General features: G+C 63.4%; 23 protein-coding genes. 7 read left to right on the top strand and 16 right to left on the bottom strand.

Going from position 1 to position 21,167, the window contains the following annotated elements; translation table 11 throughout:
* Positions 1-55: 55 nt before the first annotated feature.
* The 5 genes from DQG18_RS14265 to DQG18_RS14285 are packed head-to-tail and all read right to left on the bottom strand — an operon-like array spanning position 56 to position 4,291.
* Complete coding sequence (locus DQG18_RS14265) at positions 56-817, bottom strand: enoyl-CoA hydratase/isomerase family protein (RefSeq protein WP_116654925.1); 762 nt, start codon at positions 815-817, stop codon at positions 56-58.
* Positions 814-2,019 (bottom strand): CaiB/BaiF CoA transferase family protein, encoded by a 1,206-nt coding sequence (locus tag DQG18_RS14270; RefSeq protein ID WP_116654926.1) that lies wholly within the window; start codon positions 2,017-2,019, stop codon positions 814-816. The genes DQG18_RS14265 and DQG18_RS14270 overlap by 4 nt, the downstream gene beginning before the upstream one ends.
* Positions 2,016-2,750: an enoyl-CoA hydratase/isomerase family protein gene (locus tag DQG18_RS14275; RefSeq protein ID WP_116654927.1), complete on the bottom strand. Its 735-nt coding sequence runs from the start codon at positions 2,748-2,750 to the stop codon at positions 2,016-2,018. The genes DQG18_RS14270 and DQG18_RS14275 overlap by 4 nt, the downstream gene beginning before the upstream one ends.
* On the bottom strand, positions 2,751-3,743 hold the full coding sequence (locus tag DQG18_RS14280) for an NAD(P)H-dependent flavin oxidoreductase (protein WP_116654928.1): 993 nt from the start codon (positions 3,741-3,743) through the stop codon (positions 2,751-2,753).
* Positions 3,743-4,291 (bottom strand): MarR family winged helix-turn-helix transcriptional regulator, encoded by a 549-nt coding sequence (locus DQG18_RS14285; RefSeq protein ID WP_116654929.1) that lies wholly within the window; start codon positions 4,289-4,291, stop codon positions 3,743-3,745. The genes DQG18_RS14280 and DQG18_RS14285 overlap by 1 nt, the downstream gene beginning before the upstream one ends.
* Positions 4,292-4,472: 181 nt before the next feature.
* On the opposite strand from DQG18_RS14285, the gene DQG18_RS14290 reads away from it, so the two are divergent.
* The 3 genes from DQG18_RS14290 (at position 4,473) to DQG18_RS14300 (ending at position 8,087) form a co-directional block, all read left to right on the top strand.
* Positions 4,473-5,408: a hydroxymethylglutaryl-CoA lyase gene (locus tag DQG18_RS14290; protein ID WP_116654930.1), complete on the top strand. Its 936-nt coding sequence runs from the start codon at positions 4,473-4,475 to the stop codon at positions 5,406-5,408.
* Positions 5,405-7,000, top strand: coding sequence for an AMP-binding protein (locus DQG18_RS14295; protein WP_116654931.1), 1,596 nt, complete (start codon positions 5,405-5,407; stop codon positions 6,998-7,000). The genes DQG18_RS14290 and DQG18_RS14295 overlap by 4 nt, the downstream gene beginning before the upstream one ends.
* A 373-nt stretch (positions 7,001-7,373) precedes the next feature.
* On the top strand, positions 7,374-8,087 hold the full coding sequence (locus tag DQG18_RS14300) for an SIMPL domain-containing protein (RefSeq protein WP_116654932.1): 714 nt from the start codon (positions 7,374-7,376) through the stop codon (positions 8,085-8,087).
* Positions 8,088-8,100: 13 nt separating this feature from the next.
* On the opposite strand, the gene DQG18_RS14305 is transcribed toward DQG18_RS14300, so the two are convergent.
* Entirely contained in the window at positions 8,101-8,946 is an 846-nt protein-coding gene (locus DQG18_RS14305; protein WP_245958475.1) for a sulfite exporter TauE/SafE family protein, read from the bottom strand.
* A 337-nt stretch (positions 8,947-9,283) separates the two neighbouring features.
* Here DQG18_RS14305 and DQG18_RS16370 point away from each other — a divergent pair, with 337 nt between their 5' ends.
* Complete coding sequence (locus DQG18_RS16370) at positions 9,284-9,643, top strand: hypothetical protein (protein WP_198669782.1); 360 nt, start codon at positions 9,284-9,286, stop codon at positions 9,641-9,643.
* A 155-nt stretch (positions 9,644-9,798) separates the two neighbouring features.
* A complete protein-coding gene (locus tag DQG18_RS16580; RefSeq protein ID WP_116654933.1) occupies positions 9,799-12,060 on the top strand; it encodes an OmpA family protein in 2,262 nt (753 codons plus the stop codon).
* A 65-nt stretch (positions 12,061-12,125) separates the two neighbouring features.
* Here DQG18_RS16580 and DQG18_RS14320 read toward each other — a convergent pair whose 3' ends face one another.
* Positions 12,126-12,746, bottom strand: coding sequence for a GyrI-like domain-containing protein (locus DQG18_RS14320; protein WP_116654934.1), 621 nt, complete (start codon positions 12,744-12,746; stop codon positions 12,126-12,128).
* 93 nt (positions 12,747-12,839) lie between these two features.
* Between DQG18_RS14320 and DQG18_RS14325 the strand changes: the two genes are divergently transcribed.
* Positions 12,840-13,451, top strand: a complete 612-nt coding sequence (locus tag DQG18_RS14325; RefSeq protein ID WP_116654935.1) for a tellurite resistance TerB family protein — start codon at positions 12,840-12,842, stop codon at positions 13,449-13,451.
* A gap of 69 nt (positions 13,452-13,520) precedes the next feature.
* On the top strand, positions 13,521-13,688 hold the full coding sequence (locus tag DQG18_RS16225; protein ID WP_157970193.1) for a hypothetical protein: 168 nt from the start codon (positions 13,521-13,523) through the stop codon (positions 13,686-13,688).
* A gap of 132 nt (positions 13,689-13,820) precedes the next feature.
* Here DQG18_RS16225 and DQG18_RS14330 read toward each other — a convergent pair whose 3' ends face one another.
* The 9 genes from DQG18_RS14330 to DQG18_RS14375 form a co-directional block, all read right to left on the bottom strand.
* On the bottom strand, positions 13,821-14,045 hold the full coding sequence (locus DQG18_RS14330) for a hypothetical protein (protein ID WP_116654936.1): 225 nt from the start codon (positions 14,043-14,045) through the stop codon (positions 13,821-13,823).
* A gap of 78 nt (positions 14,046-14,123) precedes the next feature.
* Positions 14,124-14,411, bottom strand: coding sequence for an HlyU family transcriptional regulator (locus DQG18_RS14335; RefSeq protein ID WP_116654937.1), 288 nt, complete (start codon positions 14,409-14,411; stop codon positions 14,124-14,126).
* Between the two features lie 10 nt (positions 14,412-14,421).
* The gene (locus tag DQG18_RS14340) at positions 14,422-14,694 is read right to left on the bottom strand and encodes a DUF2442 domain-containing protein (protein ID WP_157970194.1); all 273 of its coding nucleotides are present in this window, start codon (positions 14,692-14,694) and stop codon (positions 14,422-14,424) included.
* On the bottom strand, positions 14,684-14,869 hold the full coding sequence (locus DQG18_RS14345) for a DUF4160 domain-containing protein (RefSeq protein WP_116654939.1): 186 nt from the start codon (positions 14,867-14,869) through the stop codon (positions 14,684-14,686). Before DQG18_RS14345 ends, DQG18_RS14340 begins: the two co-directional genes overlap by 11 nt.
* Positions 14,870-14,884: 15 nt before the next feature.
* Positions 14,885-16,948 (bottom strand): RNA polymerase sigma factor RpoD, encoded by a 2,064-nt coding sequence (gene rpoD / locus DQG18_RS14350; protein WP_116654940.1) that lies wholly within the window; start codon positions 16,946-16,948, stop codon positions 14,885-14,887.
* Positions 16,949-17,214: 266 nt separating this feature from the next.
* Positions 17,215-19,122: a DNA primase gene (gene dnaG / locus DQG18_RS14355; RefSeq protein WP_116654941.1), complete on the bottom strand. Its 1,908-nt coding sequence runs from the start codon at positions 19,120-19,122 to the stop codon at positions 17,215-17,217.
* A gap of 122 nt (positions 19,123-19,244) precedes the next feature.
* Complete coding sequence (locus DQG18_RS14360; RefSeq protein WP_116654942.1) at positions 19,245-19,802, bottom strand: HdeD family acid-resistance protein; 558 nt, start codon at positions 19,800-19,802, stop codon at positions 19,245-19,247.
* A 256-nt stretch (positions 19,803-20,058) separates the two neighbouring features.
* Entirely contained in the window at positions 20,059-20,577 is a 519-nt protein-coding gene (locus tag DQG18_RS16770) for a CopG family antitoxin (RefSeq protein WP_425454228.1), read from the bottom strand.
* 43 nt (positions 20,578-20,620) lie between these two features.
* Positions 20,621-21,070 carry a GatB/YqeY domain-containing protein gene (locus DQG18_RS14375; RefSeq protein WP_116654944.1) on the bottom strand — a complete coding sequence of 150 codons (450 nt, stop codon included), beginning with the start codon at positions 21,068-21,070 and terminating at the stop codon, positions 20,621-20,623.
* Positions 21,071-21,167 lie beyond the last annotated feature (97 nt).

The raw sequence follows: 21,167 nt of genomic DNA on the forward strand, positions 1-21,167 counted from the left end.
ATTCAGATTATAGGAAACTAAGTTATCGATTAAGATAACAATGTCAACTAATTTCTCATTTTCGCAGGGCCTGCTGCATGCCCGATTTCCAGTCGCCTTCATCGAGGTTGTCCTCAATGGCGTAGATTTCATGTGCCAGGGCGCCATGGCGGCTGTCTTCAAAACCGGCCACCATCGCTCGCTTGGCCAGGCGCAAAGTTGTTTTGGGAGCCTGCAGCATCTCGGCAAGCAGGTTCTCGACGGTCCGCTCGAGATCGGCGGCTGGAACAACCTCATTGACGAGACCCCACCGCTCCGCGCGCGCGGCGTCGATGGTTTGGCCGGTGAACATCAATTGCTTGGCCCGGCGCAAGCCGATGGCCCGGGACAGGCGTTGCGTCGCTCCCACCGTGCCCCACCGCGCCTCGGGCGTACGGAAACTCGCGCGGTCCGATGCGATGATGAAGTCGCTGGCCAGTGCGATTTCACAGCCCGATCCGACGCAGGCGCCGTCGACGACGCAGATGACAGGCATGGGCAGCGCCTCGATCGACGCATAGGCGCGGAAGCCCCGCAGGCGTCGGGCACGCACCTGGTCCTCGTCGAGCGCCGCGCGCTCCTTGACATCGGCACCGGCGCAAAAGACGCTTCCCTCCGCTTCGATGACGGCAAGGGAAACGTCGCCATCGGCAGCGATCTCGGCGCAAGCCGCATAGAGATCCTGCGCCAACTGGTTGTTGAGTGCATTGCGGGCCTGCGGGCGGTTGAGCCGCAGTCGCGCATAGCTTTTGTCCCCATGCGAGACCTTGGACAGCGCGATCAGTTCGAGGGTTTTCATACGGCGCCTTCCCGTTTGAGGTCTGAAATGCGGGCAGCGTCATAGCCCAGGAGGTCGGCGAGCACCACATCGGTGTGTTCGCCCAGAAGCGGCGGGCGGGCGAAGCCCGGCTGGTCGAACCCTTCGAACTTGAACGGTAGAGGCAACCCCTTGAACGCGCCGGCTACAGGATGCTCGAACTCGCGCACCATCGCCCGGGCGTGCGTGTGCGCATCGGCCAGCACTTCATCGATCTCGCGCACCGGGCCACAGGGCACGCCATGTGCGTCGAGCCGCTCCATCACATCGTCTCGCGGCCAGCGGGCAATGGCCCCGGCCAGTTCGGGCATGATCTCGTCACGCAACCGCACCCTCGCGCTGTTATCGGCAAATCGGGGATCGGCGCCCCAGGCCTCGATCCCGAGCGCGCGGCACAGCGGCAACCAGTGCTGATCGGCACCGGTGATGTGCACGTGTCCCCCGTCGGCGCACACGAAGGTGGCGGAGGGCACACGCCCGGGATGCTCTGTACCCAGCCGCTCGGGCACTTCGCCGAGGGCGAAATAGCGCGCCGCCGCCAGGGTCAAAAGAGAAATCTGCCCGTCCAGCATCCCCATGTCGACAAAGGCGCCCCTCCCCGATTGCTGGCGCCCGACAAGGGCGCCGAGCGCCGCGATGGCGATCCACAGCCCGGATGTGAGATCGGCAACAGGCAACCCTGCCTTGACCGGGCCGCGTCCCGCTTCGCCAGTAAGGCTCATGAGCCCGCTCATGGCTTGAAAGACCGTGTCGTAGCCCTTTCGGCTCGACAGCGGCCCGTCCTGGCCGAACCCCGTGCACGAGAGATAGACGAGAGCGGGATTGACCGGCTCGAGCGAGCGGTAATCGAGACCGTAGCGCTTCAGGGCGCCTGTCGGGAAATTCTCGATGACCACGTCGGCGTGCCGGGCAAGATCGCGAATCAGCGTCTGCCCCTCAGCGCTTTTGAGATTGACGGTCACCGATTCCTTGGACCGATTGCATGCGTAAAAATATGCGCTGCGTTCCCCCTGGCGATCAGGATCGCCCTCGGCGAACGGTTCGTAAGAGCGCGTTTCGTCGCCGCCCTTGGGGTGTTCGATCTTGATCACCCGCGCACCCAGCTCCGCCATGATCATGCCCGCAAAGGGACACGCCAGGACACGGCCGAGTTCGAGCACCGTTATGCCTTCGAGCGGCTTCATGCGAGTTGCTCACGATAGCTGCGCATGCGGGCGTTTTCTTTCTCCCCCAGCGCAATCCCGTCGGTCAGGGAAATATCGGCCACCGCGTGGAGAAGCTTTTTCGAAGCCGAAACGGCAGTCGGGGAAAAGCCGGCAATCTCGCGGGCGAGGTCAAAGGATCGCTCCACCGCCGTACCGGCGGCGGCGCATTCCGATACCAGACCCAGCATCAGCGCCTCTCTGGCATCCACCTTGCGGCCCGTGGCAATCAGCCCGAATGCAGCCTTGCGGCCCACATGCTTCACCAGTGACGCCATGACGATGGCCGCGACGATGCCATGCTTGACCTCGGGATAGGCAAGAACGGCGTTCTCGTCGGCAACGACATAGTCGCAGGCAAGCGCAAGCCCGGCTCCGCCGCCCATGGCAAAGCCGTTGACCGCCCCGATGACGGGCGTGCCCATCTGTGGAATGATGGCATGCAGCCGTCCGGTCAGTCGTGCGCGTTCGTTCACGCTGTCGGCGTTTTGAGGCGTCAAGGTCTTGAACTCGGATGTATCCGCGCCGGCACAAAAGCTGCGCCCCTCCCCGGTCAGGACCACCGCGCGCACCTCGCTGTCCGCGTCGGCTGCCACAAGCGCGTTTACCAACGCGCTTGTAAGATCGTAATTGAGCGCGTTGAGCTTTTCTGGTCGGTTCATTGTCAGGACGCGAACAGAACCTTCGTCGCGCACGGCAAGCACGTCACTCATTTATGCAAATTCTCTTCTAGTGGGAACGGGATGTGTAAAGCTGCGGAGCCGCGCCATTGCAGCCTCCATTTCACGCACCAACTGGCCCATCACCTCCGCGGCGGGCGCGATGTTGGCGATCAGGCCCGCCGATTGTCCGGCCTCGACCTTGCCCATGGCCACATCGCCGTGAAGAGCGGCCTGCTTGAGCGTCGCACCCGACAGGAGTTCGGCCCAGCGCTCGGGATCGGCGGCAGGAAGGCCCGTAGCCTCGGCGGCAAGTACTGATGCCGTGAAATCGTTCCGAACGCATCGCACGGGCAGGTTGCCGCGGCCTGCCAGCACCGTATCGGCGATGCCGGCCTCCGCAACCGCATGCTTGTAGTTGTCGTGAACGCCAGCTTCGTGCGTCATCAGGAATCGGGTGCCCAGTTGCACCGCATCGGCGCCCAGCGCCAGCAGCGCGGCAATGCCATATCCATCGGCCACGCCACCGCCGGCGATCACTGGACAATCGACGAGGGTCAGGATGCGGCGCACCGCGACGAGCGTACTCACCCCGTTGTCGGGCGGATGCCCTCCGGCCTCCGTGCCCACGACAATAACGCCATCGACCCCTTGCGCCGCGGCCTTTTCCGCATGCCTTGGGAAGGCTGTGACGTGCAGCCACAGGCTGCCCAGGTCGTGAAAACGCTTGAGATGGCTGCCGGGGGCGCCTTGAGAGGCGATAATCACGCTGGGCCGCGCATCCGCGACGATATCGAGAATCTCCTCCACGCCCTTGCGATAGAGCGGAATGTTGACGCCCCATGGACGATCGGTTGCGTCGCGCAACTGCGCAAGCGCCATACGCAGATCGTCCGGGCGCATGGGCCCCGCCGCAAGAACGCCCAGGCCGCCCGCATTGGAAACGGCGGCCGGCAAGGCGACGTTTGACGAGGCCCAGCTCATTCCAGCCTGTATGATCGGGTAATCAATACCCAGGCGCTGTGACAGCAGGGTCGAGACCGCCATTACATCGGCTCCGTTTCAAACAGGCTCGCGGGCTCGGGCGTCGCGAGGTCGCTCTCGGAAACATGCCCCTTGAGATCGGCGAGCAGTTCGAGCGAACCGCGCGTCGCCTTTTCCATCAGCGCCATCAGTTGGACACGCTCGTCGCCGTCAAGATAGGCCAGCATCCGGCGATTACGTTCATGGCTGGTTTCCAGCACCTGGCGCACCACTTCCCTGCCCTCGCCGGTCAGCCGCAGCAGCGTGCTGCGCTTGTCGCGCGGATTGTCCTGCCGGGCGATCAACCTGCGCTCCTCAAGCGCCGCCGTCGTACGGCTCATCTGGCTCTTTTGCACACCGGCGCGCTGCGCGAGGACCTGAAGCGGCGCCGCACCGAGGTAATCGAGCACCGCCAGGGCTCGCCAGTCGTGCATGTTGAGTTCAAATTGCGGCTTGATGTCGAGCAGGGCAATCCGCGTGGAAACGCCCGCCAACCGCTGCAAATTGTAGGAAAAAAGGTCACGGATGTCTCCGCCCTCATTGCCGATCCCGTCTTTTTTCACGACTGCCATCTGAGCTGTTCTCCGTTGTGACCTCTTGGCTTTGGTGGTTCCACAGACCTGTGCCAATGTCTACCGGATGCGTGCCGTTCGTTCAAACCGGTTGTTATTATGTATGATATGGTTGACATTATCTACTACTTTTTTCAATGTCACGCCAGATTTCCAACCTTCAGGGGAGTGAGCGGCGGCGATGGAGCGGGATGTCATCCTCAATGAGTGCTTTGCGCGCGACGGCTTGCAGAACGAGTCCGATCTGGTGGACACAGCAAGCAAGGTCGCCCTGATCGACAGCTTTACGGACTTGGGCTTCCAGCGCATCGAGGCAACCTCTTACGCCAATCCCGAGCGCGTGCCCCAGTTTGCCGACGCCAGCGCGGTTCTGGCCGGCATGCGGCGTGGCCAGGGGGTGCTCTACAAGGCCAGTTGCGGCAATGTGCGCGCCGTCGAGCGCGCCAATGCCGATTTCGACCGAGGGGCGGGACCGAACGAAATCAGCCTTCTCGCCTCGGCCAGCGAAGGTCACTCGAAGAAGAACCTCAACGCGACCAAGGCAGAACAGTGGGAGCGAATCTCGGAGATGATCGCAGTCGCCGCGGGACGATATAATCTCGTCGGCTCGCTCTCCGTGGCATTCGCCTGTCCGTTCGACGGTCCTGTCTCACCCGACATCGTCGCGCAGGATTGCGCCCGGTTCGCCGATCTGGGGGTTTCCACCATCAGCTTGGGCGACACGATTGGCGCGGCAACACCGGACCGGATCTGCGATATGTTTGAAAGCCTGGCAACGGCACACCCAAAGTTGACATTTGTCGCCCATTTCCACGACACGCGCGGGCTGGGCCTTGCCAATTGCCTTGCCGCCTATCAGGCAGGATGCCGCTATTTCGATACTGCCTTTGGGGGCGCCGGCGGACACCCTGCCAGGATCAAATACGGAAATGGCTACACCGGTAACGTCGCGACCGAAGACCTTGTCAACATGTTTGAAGCCATGGGCATCCGGACCGGGATCGATCTGGGTGGACTGATCGATACGGCTCGCCGGTGCGAAGCTGCCATCGGCCGAGAGCTATTGGGCAAGGTGACGCGAACCGGCCTGTCGCCCTTTCTGGGAGCCTTGCAATGAACGCCTTGCCAGTACCCGCAACCCTTGCTGAACTCATTCGCGACGCGGCACGCCGCTTCGGCGACGCAGAAGCCATTGTGGGCGTCGACGGGCGCCTGAACTACGCCCGGATCGATCGGGAAAGCGACAGGATTGCCAGCGCCCTTGGCGCCGCCGGTATCAAAAAGGGGGATCATGTCGGCATCTGCGCGGGAAATACCGGGCAATGGGTGACGCTGTTTTATGGCATCGCCAAGGCTGGAGCCGTCTGCGTGCCCATCAACACAAGGCTCAAGCCTGCCGAGATCCGCTACCAGCTCGCTCAGGCGCGTGTAAGGCTGTTGTTTCTGGCTGACCGTCTGCTCTCGATCGACTTCTTGACGGTTTTCCAAGACGTTGCCCATGGCATGACAAGCGGATACCCCCAATCCGACCTGCCCCATCTGCAAGACGTCGTCCTGCTCGGTGAACGCAATCACCCTCATTGCCGCGGCCTTGCCGATTTTCTCGGTCAGGGGACCGGGGCCCCCGTTCCGGCATCGCCCGGCCCGGGTGACGTCGCCTTGATCCAATACACGTCCGGCACGACGAGCCAGCCCAAGGGTGCCATGCTCACTCACGGCTCCATGGTTCGCAACGCTGCGGCGGTCGCAAGCCGGATGGGCCTTGAAGTCGGTCATCGCTATCTCAGCGCCCGCCCGTTTTTCCATGTGGCGGGCACCACACTTTCCATTGCCGCCTCAGCGGTGGTGGGTGCAACGCTTGTCACCATGCTGCGATTTACCGCCGAGGACGCCGTAATTCTGATGGACACCGAAAGGTGCACGCATTTTTCGGGTAATGACACAATGTTCCTCATGCTGCTCGAGCGCGAGGATGCGCACAGCAAGAGCCGCCTCATCGGCGGCTGGGCCGCGGCCTCCCCTGCCGTCATCGAGCGTGCCGTATCCGAACTCGGCGCCCGAAACATGGTTGTCGCCTATGGGCTGTCCGAAGCCTCCCCAAATGTCGCGATCTCCGATTGCCAGGACCCCCTCCCCGATCGCATTGCCGGCTGGATGCGCCCCCATGAAGGCCTTGAGGTGTGCATCGCCGATCCCGAGAATGGCCTGCCCCTCCCTGCCGGCCAGTCGGGCGAGATCCGGGTCCGGGGCTGGACGGTGATGCAAGGCTATTTTGACAAGCCCCGGGAGACAGCGGCAACGCTGGGCGAAGACGGGTTTTTGCGCACGGGCGACATGGGTGTCATGGCAGAGGACGGCCGAATCCGCTTTCTCGGCCGCCTCAAGGAAATCATCAGGGTGGGCGGCGAGAACGTCTCGCCGGGCGAAATCGAGGACGTGCTGCTGAACCATCCGGACATCGCCCAGGCCCAGGTCGTCGGCATGCCAGATCCACGTCTGATCGAAATCCCCGTAGCCTATGTGATACCAAGGAATGGGGTTGCGCTGGACCCCGGCCAGATTTTGGCCTGGGCCAAGACGCAACTGGCCGGCTTCAAGCTGCCGCGTCACATCGCGGTCATCGATAGTTTCGAGCCTCTGGGACTTACAGCCAGCGGCAAGGTCCAGAAAGCGCGATTGCGGCTGGATGCTGCACAAAGATTCTGCTGAATCGGAAATGTGCCGGGAATCGACTGCTTCCAGCGTGACATTGCGGCAACTGGTCCCCAAATCCAGAGCGATCCGCCCCCGGAAGCCGGAGCTGTAGTTTCCATCAAGCCCTGAAACGATCCTCCCCGGTGTGCAAGTGGATCTCGCCCCCGCCGTCCATTTGTCCGTATTTGGCGAGCGTTGACCGCGCCAGCGCCATTGCCCAAAATCGGTCGCATTGGCGCTCGAAACCAAGGATCGATGGCCGCCGGTCGTCTCAACAGTTCCATTGCGCTGCATTCAGCCCGGGTTCAGGCACGGGCAGGCAGTCAAGTGTCAATCGGGGCGGCCTGATGAGCGCCGTTCCGCCGTTTCGATCTCAAGGAGACCATCAATGAACCTCATTAAAGCCGCTGCCCCCGCCGTGCTCGTCCTTGCACTTGCCGCGCCCGCACTCGCCGATGGCGACATGGTGCTTTCGGGCACCGGGGTCGTCCACGCCGCCCCGGACATGGCGACCGTCTCGACCGGCGTCGTCACCCAGGCCGCAACGGCCCGCGAGGCGCTCAATGCCAATTCGGCCGCCATGGAAGAGCTGATCGGCGTCCTGCGCGGCGCCGGGCTCGAGGATCGCGACATCCAGACCTCGAACTTCAACGTCAGCCCGCAATATGTCTATTCGGACCAGCGCGACGAGAACGGCTACACCCTGCCCCCGGAAATCTCGGGCTATCAGGTCTCCAACGCCCTCACCATCGCCGTGCGCGACCTTGAAAATCTCGGCGCGGTGCTCGACCAGGCCGTGTCGGTCGGCGCCAACACGGTCAACGGGATCACCTTCTCGGTGGCCGACCCGGCCAAGCTGCTCGAGGAGGCCCGCCGCCGCGCCTTCACCGCGGCCCGCGACAAGGCCGTGGTCTATGCCGAGGCCGCCGGCGTCCGCCTTGGCGAGATCGAAAAGATCATTGAGCAGCAGGACGCCGCCCCGCCCCGCCCGATGATGCGCGCCGAAGCCTTCGACATGGCCGTCGCCCAGTCGGTTCCCGTCGAGGCGGGCGAACTGAGCTATTCGGTCACCGCCACCGTCACCTGGTCGATCGACGATTGATCCGGCCGGAGCGCTACCCGAACACCGCCTGCGCGATCATGCGCAGGCCCACCACCACGAGGAACGCCGCAAACACCGCCTTGAGCAGCTTTCCATCCAGCCGGTGCGCCAGCGCCACCCCCAGCGGCGCGCTCAGCGCCGCCATGGCCCCGATCAATATGAGCGAGGGGATGTTAACGAACCCAAGACTCAAGGGCGGCACGCCCGCCACACCCCAGCCCGAAATCACGAATCCGGTGGCGGCGGGCACTGCCAGCATCACGCCCAGCGTCGAACTCGTCCCCACCGCCGTGTGAACCGGCACCCCGAAAGCGACCAGCGTGGGCACCGTCAGCGAGCCGCCCCCGATCCCCATCAGCGCCGAGACATAGCCGATCACCGCCGCCGATATCCGGTTGGCCAGCGGCACATGCGCCAGTTGTTCCATCAACTGCCGCTGTACCGGCAGCGCCATGTTGAGCGCGATGAACAGCGCCATCACCCCGAAGATGATCTTGAGCGCCGCCGCCGTATAAAGCCCCGCCATCAGCCCCCCGATCAGCGAGGCAATGACGATCCACGGCCCCCACCGCTTCGTGATCGTCCAGTCCACCGCACCGCGCCTGTTGTGCGATTCTGCGCTCCGCAACCCCGTGGGGATGATGACGCCCAGCGAAGTGCCCACCGCCACATGCATGATGACCGCCGGGTCATAACCCAAAAGCTGATAGGCCAGCACCATGGCGGGCACCATGATGATGCCCCCGCCAATGCCGAGCAGCCCCGCCATCACACCGGAAACGAGCCCCGTGGCGATCAGGCCAAGGGCAAAGGGAAGATAAAGCGTCAGGATTTCGGGCAAGGCGAAGACTCGGGGCAAGAAACGATACCGGCCTATCAGCCCTGTCCACCCCCTGAGGTCAAGGCCCCCACCCGTTTTCCCGCCAGCTATTGCGAGGACCAAGGCTGGGTGAAACGATCTTCCGGCCATGATTGCGGCCTGTTCCCACCGCATATGTCTCTTCTCCGCCACATGCCGATACCTATCGGATTTCCGCGCGGGAACCCAAACCGCATCCTCGCGTTTTCACACAATCCAGTCACGATGGTCGGGCGGCGTGCATCGCGATGCACGCGCAGGACCGGTGGGCTGAATGCCGGTGAATACGCTCTTGCCCTTGAGCCTGGAAACACCGGCGCAATTATGGAGAAGATAAATGGCTGATATTGATCGCGACTATGTTGGTCGTGAGCGCTCGGACCGCACTCACTACCAGTCCATGAGCACCGGCAACAGCGCCGGCTGGTGGATTGCGGGCCTGCTTGTCCTTGCCGTTCTGATCATCGGCTTCATCGCCATGAGCGGCGGCGAGCCTGCCCCTGTGGATCCGGCGGCAACGACCCTTGAAACCCCGGTCGCTCCGCCTGCCGATGGCACGGCGCCGATGGTCGAGCCCGCGCCCATGACCGAGCCGGCCCCGGCGACCGAAACCGCCCCGGCGACCGATGCGCCCGCCGCTCCGGCGGAAACCGCGCCGGTCGAACCGGCTCCGGTTGAGCCCGCCCCCGGCGGCTAACGACCTGATACCCTGAACGCACCTTCACACCCCTGAAGGTGCGTTCAGCCTGTAGTCATATTGCGTATAATAAGTCCCGATCATCACTTGGCCGCAGAGCGCAAGAGGTTGCGCACGTGGCTTTTCCGTTGCCGGGGGGCAGAGGAGATTTTTTCATGAAGCTCAAGCAAATACTCATGGCCAGCAGCGCAATGCTGATGCTGGCAACGCCTTATCTGCCCGTTCAGGCCCAGGGCATCGCAGCGGCCCGCATCGATGTCGCCCAGGCCGTGCCGCCCGCCCTTGCCGGCGCCATCCAGACCTATCTTGAAGCCCGCGCCGCGCTCCAGAATGCCGAGGCCGCCGGCGAAGACACCGCAGCAGCAGCCCAGAACCTGAGCGCCGCCGAGGGCGAATTGTCGGCGCTTTGCGCCGCCATCGGCCAGCCCGATATCGAGGCCTGCATCGCGCTAGCCCAGAGCGGCGGCCTTGAAGCCCCCGCACCGCAGCCCGAAGCGGTCCCCGAACCCGAACCGCAGCCCGAACCCATTGCAGAACCTGCCCCCGAGCCCGAGCCGGAAGCAGCGCCGCCCGCCCCCGAGCCCGAGGTGGCCCCGGAGCCCGAACCCGCGCCCCAGCCGGCACCCGAGCCCGAACCCCAGCCTGCCCCGCAGCCAGAGCCCGAGCCGCAACCGGCCCCCGCTCCCGAGCCTGCGCCCGCCCCTGAGCCCGAGCAGCAGCCCGCCCCCGTCGAGCAACCGGCAGCGGAAGAACCCGCCCCCGTCGATGAAACCCCCGCCCCTGTCGAGGCGCCGCAACAGCCCGCCGAACCCCCGGTCGAGCAACCGCCCGCTGAGGAACCTGCACCCACTGCCGCGCCCGGCCCGCTGGTCGATGCGGTCGACGCCTACCGTCAGGCGGTGGCCGATTACGAGGCGGCCCTCGCAGCGGGCGGCGACGTTGACGCCGCCGCCAACGCTCTGGCCGGCGCGGAAGCCGAATTGCGCGACATCTGCGCCACCGTCGGCCTCACCGATCTCGACACCTGCCTTGCCACCTTCGGCATCGAACTCGAAATCGTCGCCCCCGATGGCCAGACCCCGACTGTGACCCTGCCCGCCCCCGAGGAAACGGGTGAACAGCCGGTCGTAGAGGAAGAACAGCCGGTCGAGGACGAAGAACTGCGCGACGACATCGTCCTTGATGGCGACGTCCAGGGCGAAATCGTTCCCGAAGACGTCGACGTCGATGAGGTCGCGCCCCTGCTCGACAGCGAAAAGGACGCCGCCGCCGAGGAAGCGCGCGGTGAAACCGGAACCGCGGTCGAAGCCGAGGGCGAAGCCGAAGCGGATGTCGAGGCCGAAGCGGACGTCGAAGCCGAAACCACCCCCGCCCCCGTCGAGGAAACGGCCCAGACCGCTCCCCCCGTCAGTGACGCCGAGGCCCAGCCCGATGTCGATGTCGAGCAGATCGAGGCCATCACCGCCGAGGAAGGCACGCGCCGCGAAACCGCGCCGCTCACCGCCGAGCAGCAGGGCGCCGAACTCGTGGGTCCCGTGGAGCGCCCCTCCAACATGGAGCTGATCACCACCATCGGGCTGGCCACGGTCTTTGCCATCGGCGCCAACTACTTCATCGATTCGCTCGATACCCCGCGCATCATCGAGGACAATTACCGCGACTACTGGGTCGAGGACCTGCCCGGCGGGCGGACCCGCGAGGTCATCGTGCGCCCCGACGGCACCCAGCTCGTCACTATCCGCGATCGCTATGGCGACATCGTCCGCCGCTCGCGCATCGAGCGCGATGGCCGCGAAATCCTGCTCGTCTATGTCGATGACAGCTATCGCCGTTACGACGAACAGGGCCGCTGGATCGATCCGGGCCGCCAGCTGCCCCCGCTCCGGCTCAACATCCCCGCGCGCGAATACGTGCTCGATGCAAGCCATGCCAACGAGCAGCGCGTGGCGAGCTTTCTCGGCCAACCCCCGGTGGAAACGCTCGAGCGTTACTACACCATCGAGGAGGTCAAGCGCTCCTCGCGCCTGCGCGACATGGTCCGGCGCCTCGAAATCGGCGACCTGACCTTTGCCACCGCCAGCGCCGATATCGGCCAGGATCAGGTGGCAACGCTCTCGGCGGTCGCCAACGCCATGCTCGACCTCATCGCCGCCAATCCCGCCGAAACCTTCCTCATCGAAGGCCACACGGACGCAGTAGGCGCCGATCTTTACAACCTCGAGCTCTCGAACCGCCGCGCGGAATCCATCGCCTACGCTCTCACCCGCGTCTACGGCATCCCGCCGGAAAACCTCGCGACCCAGGGCTATGGCGAGCGTTACCTCAAGATCAACACGCAGGCCGCCGAACGCCTCAACCGCCGCGTCACGATCCGCAGGATAACCCCGCTCATCACCCCCGTCGGCTCCATAGGCTAACCAAAGAGAAGGCCGGGCGTCCAAGCGCCCGGCCTTCCTCTTTTTTAAACTGGCCTCGCCGCCCCCTACCGCACCGGCTGCCGCAGCACCGTCCTCAGTTTCGCCGCCACCACCCTGCGCGGATCGGAGAGATAGATTTCGTGATGCTTGCCCACCATCGTCAGCCCCTGCGCCGGGATGAACGCGCGATGCATCTTTTCCAGCACCGGTCCCTCATCGTCATAGGGCCCGATATGGAGCACCTGCGCCGCCCTGCCTTCCTCCAAAAGCTCGACCCGCAGCTTGCCCAGCGCCTTGGGCATATTCTTTTTTCTCCCGACCCTGACGATCGCCGCATCGATCACCTTGGGCCCCACCCATTCGGGGACCATCAGCATCATGGTCCACTGCCACTTTCTCTTCTCGCGGGTGATGAACGTTTTCATGTCGTCCGCCCACCACAGCCCTTCCAGCGGCGGCACCACATAGTCCCGGCCCAGTTCGGTCTTGCTCGCGAACTTGATCGCATAGGCGACCGGATAAAGCGTTTCGAGCGCGTCGCGATAGTCCGCGGCAGTATTGGGATCGCCCTTACCGTCGATCATCAGGAACCGCATCGGCGGCACATCGACGATGTGCAAGCCCTGCCGGATGGTCGGGCCGTAAAGCGGCTTCATCGCCTTCCTGAAATCGACCTTCTCACCCATCGCTTGCCCTTTTTCCCAAATTTCCCGTGCCGGTCTTGTGCGGAATCGGCGCCGCTCCTATCTCAAGTCAACCGCTTATCGGAGCCAGAAACAATGTTCGACATCGACCGCATCGTCACCGCCCTCAGGACCGACCCCAACATGCAGCGCACCGCGGGCGCGGGCGCGGCCGGGCTTGCCGCGGGCATGCTGCTCGGCGGTGGCGGCGTCAGGAAACTCGTCAAATACGGCGCCCTCGCCGCCATCGGCTCCATTGCCTACAACGCCTGGCAGAAGAACCGCCAGCCCGATGATTCCACCGCCGTCGAAACCCCGCCCCCCGGCCCGTTCATGCCTTCCGAGGCCGATGAAGCCGCAAGGGAAGATCTGGGCAAGGCGCTCGTCCGCGCCATGATCGCGGCCACCAAGGCCGATGGCGGCATCGACGCCGATGAAAAGGAGCGCATTTTCGCCCGGCTCGAATCAATGGATCTGTCCGCCGCCGACAAGGCCTTCGTTTTCGACGAGCTTTCCACTCCGCTCGATATCGAGGCGGTGGTACGCGGGGCGGACACGCCCGAGCACGCCGCCGAGATCTATGCCGCCTCCCTCGTTGCCATCGACGGCAACGGCCCCGAGGAACTGCGCTATCTCGAAACTCTCGCGGCCCGCCTCAATCTTCCCGATACGCTGGTATCCGAGATTCACGCCGCTGCGGCACAGTAACCCATTGAAGGAACCGATTCCGGCCGCCAAGGTTAACGTTTCGAGGCAATGCAACTGCGAGGTCCTGCCATGACCTATCTCGACCCCAGCCATCCGCACACCCGCAACGATACCATCCGCTGGATCGTGCGCATCGCCTTTGTGGTCGGGCTGATCGCATTCGGCTGGTTCGCCCTGACCGTGGGCACCGATCCCAACGGCGCGCCGATCATCGTACCCGAGCCTGCTGCGCGTTAAAAAAAAGCGCCCTGTTCCGGGCGATGGTTACACGCATGTGCCATCTCGATCGGGGCGGAGCCACGATCGAGATGGCCTTTCTCGGTCCGTAACGCGCGAGCAGTTCGAGGCGGGTGCCGCGCCCGAGGAGGCCTATTTCTTGCCGCTGCGCGCGATCGTCTTGATCGCCAGCGGCGGAATGCCGGACTTGAGCGAAATCTCGCGGTCCTGCTCCATGATGGCGGTGCGCGCCGGCTCATCGCCGTCGAGCCCGCCCAGAAGACTGGTGTCCACCTTGCGGTTGGAGCGCTGGCTGCCGTCCTCATAGACGACGTCGAAAAGCACGTACTCCGTACGTACGGTCGGTTTCCTTGCCATAAGGAATGTCCAGTTCTGTCAAAGGAAAAGGGAAGCTGGCGCTCTTCTAGCCCTACGCCCCCGCAAAGGCAAATCGGGTCAGGAAAACAGCGCCGCCCCCTGCTCACGGATAATCTGCCGCCCCTTGCCCAGCGTCGCGGCGGCTGCATCGTCCTTATTGGAGAACTTGTCGGCCCGGATGAACGAATAGGTCTTCGTCTCCCCATCGATCTCCTTTTCGATGGTCCCCGCGATCTGGAACTCACCCCCGGCCTTCATCAGCGTCGCCTTGATGACAAAGCCTTCATGCTCCTCCTGAGCATCCACGGAAGGTGTGGCGGGGGCTTTGTCGCTGCCGAGACCGAAAAGGGATTTAAGGAATGACACCGTAAGTCTCCTATTGCGCGGCCGCGTCGGGTTCCAGTTCGCCAGCCTGTTCCATTTCCCGCCGGAGCCATTCGGCATCCATATCGAAGCCGTTGGGCCAAGTCGGCGCCCCGTATTCCAGCGAAGCCCTTGCAAAGAACTCCGGGCGCCGCAAATCCTCGAGCAAGGATCCGGTCCCCGACACCAGTTTCGCGCAATCGTGAATGCCGCTCGTCCCGTCATTGAACCGGACAGCAAGGCGATAGGGCGAAAGCACCGTCAAACTCGTGACCTTAGTCAACATCGAGACCCTCGATCCGCAGCAGGGGTTCATCCTTTTGGGCAAGCTCCCAATTATCAGCTAGCTCAGCCCGGTGCAAATATGCCCATTCATGCACGAGCCTCCGCGCGGTCGGCGGCAGGTGATCGCGCGCATACATGCGGATGTCGATGCCGAAGAACCTTGATATCGTCGGCATCGCCCCGCCCCAGCATCAGTTATCGAGGAAACTCCGCAGTTTCCGGCTCCGGCTCGGATGCTTGAGCTTTCTCAGCGCCTTGGCCTCGATCTGGCGGATACGTTCGCGCGTCACCGAGAACTGCTGGCCCACTTCCTCGAGCGTATGGTCGGTGTTCATCCCGATCCCGAACCGCATGCGCAAAACGCGTTCCTCGCGCGGGGTGAGGCTTGCCAGCACTCGTGTCGTCGTCTCGCGCAGATTGGACTGGATCGCCGCGTCAATCGGCTGGATCGCGTTGGTATCGGGGATGAAATCCCCAAGGTTGGAGTCTTCCTCATCGCCAATCGGCGTTTCGAGGCTGATCGGCTCCTTGGCGATCTTCAAAACCTTGCGCACCTTGTCGAGCGGCATCTGGAGCTTTTCGGACAGCTCTTCCGGGGTCGGCTCGCGCCCGATCTCGTGCAGCATCTGGCGGCTGGTGCGCACGATCTTGTTGATCGTCTCGATCATGTGCACCGGGATACGGATGGTGCGGGCCTGGTCGGCGATCGAGCGGGTGATCGCCTGCCGGATCCACCACGTCGCATAGGTCGAGAACTTGTAGCCCCGGCGGTACTCGAACTTGTCCACCGCCTTCATCAGCCCGATATTGCCTTCCTGAATGAGATCGAGGAATTGCAGGCCGCGATTGGTGTACTTCTTGGCGATCGAGATCACCAGCCGCAGATTGGCCTCCACCATCTCCTTCTTGGCGATGGCGGCTTCCTTTTCGCCCTTCTGCACCTTGGACACGATGCGGCGGTATTCGGCGATATCGAGCCCGGTTTCGGTGGCCAGCGTCTGGATCTCGGCGCGCAGCTCGTCGATCGTCGCAAGCTCCTTGGCAACGAATTCCGTCCAGCCCTTTTCGGGCCGCTGACTGACCTTGTCGGACCAGTCGGGATCGAGTTCCGACCCGTAATAGGCGGAAAGGAAGTCCTCGCGCTTGATCTTGTAGCCCTCGGCCAGCCGCAACAGCCGGCCCTCATTGCGCACGAGCCGCTTGTTGATGTCGTAAAGCTGCTCGACGAGGCTTTCGATGCGGCTGTTGTTGAGCGAGAGCGACTTGACGTCGCGGATCACCTCGTCGCGCCACGCATCGATCTTTTTGACCTCGCCCGCATCGAGCGACTTGGCCGCAAGCTGGTCCTCGACGTGCTGGTCCTGCACCTTGCGCATCTTGCCGTAGGTGTCGGCAATGCGGTTGAAGGTTTCAACGACCTGGGGCTTGAGTTCAGCCTCCATCGCCGAGAGCGAGAGGTTGTTCTCGTACTCGTCGTCCTCGTCGTCCTCTTCGGTCTGTCCGCCTTCAGCCTGTTCGCCGCCTTCCCCATTGGCCTGCTGCTCGCGTGGCTTGGAGGCGTCCGCCTGCTGCGGACGGCCGGCTGCGGCCGGGGTTTCGTCCTCTTCTTCCTCATCATTGCCCGCGGTTGCGTCCGCCATCTTGGCGTCGGGGCCCGCATAGGTCGCTTCGAGGTCGATGATATCGCGCAGAAGGATTTCGCCCTCGGCGAGCTGGTCGCGCCAGATGATGATGGCCTGGAAGGTCAGGGGGCTTTCGCACAGCCCCGCGATCATGGTTTCCCGGCCCGCCTCGATACGCTTGGCGATGGCGATCTCGCCCTCGCGGCTCAGCAGCTCGACCGAGCCCATCTCGCGCAGATACATGCGGACGGGATCGTCGGTGCGGTCCGAGCCGGCCTTGGTATTGGACGTGGTGGCAACGGCGGTGCCGCTGCTGGCCGGTGCCAGCTCTCCGCCTTCTTCCTCGCCGCTGTCCGCCTCGGCTTCCTCGACCTCGTCCTCGTCCACAACGTTGATGCCCATGTCCGAGAACATCGCCATGATGTCCTCGATCTGCTCGGAGGTCACCTCCTCGCTGGGCAGGACGGCGTTGATCTCTTCATAGGTCACATAACCGCGCTTCTTGGCGGTCTTGATGAGTTTCTTGACCGCGGCATCCGAAAGGTCGAGAAGCGGGCCGTCGGGGCCTTCGCTGCTGGCTTCGGGCTTGTTGTCCTGTTCGGTCTTGGTCGGGTTGGCAGTCTTGGTCGCCATTAAGTTGCTCTCCTGAGCGCGCCGGCCGGGGGCGCCGTGTATCCCTTGGAGTGAAATCGAGAAAAGCCCTGGGGCTTTACCGGCTTGATCTTACGAGACATGATGATCCCCGATGTGGGTAGGACGGCTCAACTGGGCAAGGGACGACATCAGGGTTAACATTTTGCTTGCACCCGCAAAGAAAACCCCGAAATCCGGTCCGTCACCGCGCCATTTCCTGCGTATGCGCCTATGCGCAAAAGCGCACGGACACGAAAGACCTCTGTTTAGAGGCTCCGCGTCGCACGCCCGGATAACGAACCAAATCCCTCGATCAGCGCCTCTGTTCCATCGACACTGGAAATCTGGTTCTGGATGTCACGCAGCCTTTCAAATGAATGTTCGCTCAGGTCTTCGCCTAGCGCTGTCTCGGCTGCTTTGAGTTCCCTATTTAGTTGAACGGATTTGTAATGCAAGGCCAGCGCGTGCTTTAATCCGGTCTCTGCGTCGATTTGTGCGCTGTCTGCATCCACTTGCCACACCCCCTGCCGCGCCAGCAACGTGCGCATCCGGTCGAGAACCGGCCCGTGCCCGCGCGCGATCAGCGCCTCATGCACCCCGTTGGTGCCAAGGTCGGGGTAGACGGTCGCAAGGTCGAGAAACGCTGCCAGCACCTGCCGCGCCGGAGGCGACTGCAACTCGATTTCCGCCAGCGATTCCACCCGCGCCTGCGCGAGTTCGGGATGATTGACCAGACTCATGACGATCACTGCATCGCGCGGATGAATGTCCAGCGGCCCCTTGAGGCGCCGCATGAGCGAATCCGAGACAACGGCCTTGGGGTTGGAGCGCCCGCCCGCCCGGCGTCCATCATATCCGCCCCGCCCGCGCCCCTGATAGTTGCCGCGCGCCGAAACGAACAGTGATGAAATTTTCTCGTCGAACGCCTGCGAGTAGTGCCGCCGCACCGAAACATCGGCGATCCGCCCCGCCCGCTCGCGCAACCGCGCTTCCAGCGCCGCGCGCTGCTCGGGCGCCTCGGGAATGCCCCCCGCCGTCTCGATCCCCCACACCGCCTCGGCCAGCGGCCGCGCATTGGCGATCAGGTCCACAAACGCCTGCCGCCCGCGCTGCTTGATCAGGTCGTCCGGGTCCAGCCCGTCCGGCAGGGTGGCGATGGCGATGCTCTTGCCGGGCCGCAATATCGGCAGCGCGATGTCCGCCGCCCGCTCCGCCGCCCGCATCCCCGCGCTGTCCCCGTCGAAACACAAGACCGGAATATCGGTCATCCGCCACAACAGCGCCAGATGGTCCTCGGTCAGCGCCGTGCCCATCCCGGCCGTTGCCCCCTCGAACCCCGCCGCCACCGCCGCGATGACGTCGAGATATCCCTCGACCACGACGACCGGCTTGCCGTCATAGCCCGCCTGCCGCGCCGCCTGCCCGTTATAAAGCGTCTGGCGCTTGTGAAAGAGTTCGGTTTCCGGCGAGTTGAGATATTTCGCGGCGACATCCGCCGACAGCGCCCGCCCCCCGAACGCGATCACCCGCCCCCGGAAATCGGTGATCGGGAACATCAGCCGGTTGCGGAACCGGTCATAGGGCACGGCAATATCCTCGCCATGCACCACCAGCCCGGTATCGATCATATCCTTGAGCGTAACGCCATTGGCCGCGAGGAACTCCTTGAGCCCGTTGCGGCTGTCTGGCGCGAACCCCAGCCGGAACCGCTGCTGCATTGCCGCCGGCACCGCGCGCTCGAGCAGATACCCCCGCGCCCGCGCGCCGACATTATGCGCCAGCGCTTCGGTGAAATAGGTGGTCGCCAGTTCCATCACGTCATAAAGCGAGCGCCGCGCCTCGGCCCGCTTTTCCGCCCGCGCATCGCGCTCGGGCATCGGCACCCCGGCCCGCCCGGCCAGCACCTCGACCGCCTCGGGAAAGCTCATCCCGGTCTTTTCGGTCAGGAACCGGAAATGATCCCCCGAAGCCCCGCACCCGAAACAATGATAGCGCCCGCGCCGGTCGTCGGCATGGAAACTGGGGCTCTTTTCGCCGTGGAAGGGGCAGCACGCCCACATGTCGCCCTTGCCCGGCTGGCTCTTGCGCTTGTCCCAGACAACATGCTCCCCCACCACCTGCGTGATCGGCAGGCGGTTTCGGATCTCATCCAGAAAGGCATCGGAAAAACGCATGGATGCTAGGTAAGCACCCATGCGCCAAAAGTCACGCCATCAGGCGTTTTCCACAGGGACCGGAGTGGGATCAGGGAAAGTTGGAGACTTTCCCGGTTCGATCTCGCGACCAAACAAAAGACTCAATGCCCCGCCTGATAGAGCTTCCACGCCCAGCCGAACAGCCCGAACGCAAAGATCATCATCAGCACGCCGCCGACCATCACCAGCGCGGTTGCCGCCGAGAGCGGCCAGAACACGAGCAGCAGTCCGAACAGCACATAAAGCGCGCCCGAGAGCAGCACTGGCCAGATCCTGGCGTAGCTCTCGCGTTCGCGGACGATGACCACGATCTCCATCACCCCCACGAAAATCGCTTGGAACGCCACGAGATAGACCAGCAGCATCGCCCATACGAGCGTCCCCAGCAGCGGCCAGACAAGGATCAGCACGCCCGATATGATCGAGAGCACGTTGCGTACGACGTCGAACCAGAAATTCCCCGTCTTGGCGCCCCCGAAGGTGATGGACCACAGCCCCAGCACGCCATCGATCAGAAACAGCGCCCCCGCGGCCACGGTCAGCACCAGCAGCGCCATCCCCGGAAAGATCAGCGCATAAAGCCCCGCCAACAGCATCAAAAGCCCGCGCAACCCGGTCAGGATGGACGGAAGGCGGGAATTTTTGGAAGATTCAGACATATCGAATGGCCCCTCGCCGGATGAAACTCCACAATCGAGAATAATCCCGATTTCAGCGCATCTCCAGAGGGATAATGCCTACCTTTGCGGGAAGCTGGATCGCCCGGATAAACCGGGCGACGATGGACAAAGAGAGCAGGCCCGATCAAAGGACCGCGCCAGCCCCACCTCGTCCGCTTTTCCCTTTCAGTCTTCTCCTCCCCCGTCATTGCCCGGTTTATCCGGGCAACCCAGCCTCACAGCTCCCCGACCAACTCTAAGGCCGGGATATGTCTTGTTCGATGAGCATCCGTACATAGCGCGTGAACGGCACGCCTTTCGCCTTTGCCTTGCCCTTGAGCGCATCGAGCAACGCCTGCGGGATGCGCATGTTCAACGCAGCGGACTTTTTCTCGAATTCAAAGCTCACCGGCTTCATCTGGGAGAAATCGTATTCGGTCAGGTCGGCTTCCTCGACAAAGCGTTCCGCATCCTCATCGCTTCTCAAGTCGGGCCATTTCTTTTTCATAGAACTCGATTTCCTTACGGTGCATGTAGCGGGCGCTGATCGGACGGATAAGCTGCTTTCCCGCCCCTGCGCGAAAGGTGAAAGCCACAAAGACATACCGTCCGACCAATGTTTTTCCTGCCGTCCGAAGCCGCTTTTCTCCGGGATTGGGATCATCGACGACAAATCGCGCTTCCGCGATGACCGTTCGATCTCGGCTTTCGACACGCCATGCTTGCCGCATTTGGGCCAATTGCCTTCATCCCAATCGAACCCGGCAATCTGCATCACGTAAATGTAGCCCTTTGTATAGACAAACGCAAGACGAGCCCTACCCGCCCAGCGCCGCCTTCACCCGGGCCGACGCCGCTCCGAAATCGATCTGGCCGGGATATTTTGCCTTCAGGACCCCGATCACCTTGCCCATGTCCTTGATGCTCTGCGCGCCCGTCTCGGCGATCGCGGCCTTGATGGCGGCGTCGACCTCGTCCGCCCCGAGCGCCTGAGGCAAAAATTCCTGGATGACGGCGATTTCCGCGCGTTCCTTGGCCTCCAGTTCCGGCCGCGCGTTCTGGGCGTAGATCGCCGCCGATTCCTCGCGCTGCTTCACCATCTTTTGCAACAGCGCCAGGATATCCTCCTCACCCGCTTCCTTGCCCTCGCCGCGCGCCGCAATGTCCCGGTCCTTGATCGCGGCACTGATGAGCCGCAGGGTCGAGGTGCGGGCCGCGTCGCGCGCCTTGAGCGCCTCCTTCATTGCCGCATTGATCGTCTCGCGCATGACTGAAAATCCTTCCTTGAGTCCTTCCGCCGAACATACACCCGACCCCGCCGCCAACACCACCCGCTACAACATTTCACCAAGCTATTGAAAATCA

Origin of the sequence: Pelagibacterium sediminicola (assembly GCF_003390885.1) — a bacterium.
In the GTDB taxonomy this organism is placed as follows: Bacteria; Pseudomonadota; Alphaproteobacteria; order Rhizobiales; family Devosiaceae; genus Pelagibacterium; species Pelagibacterium sediminicola.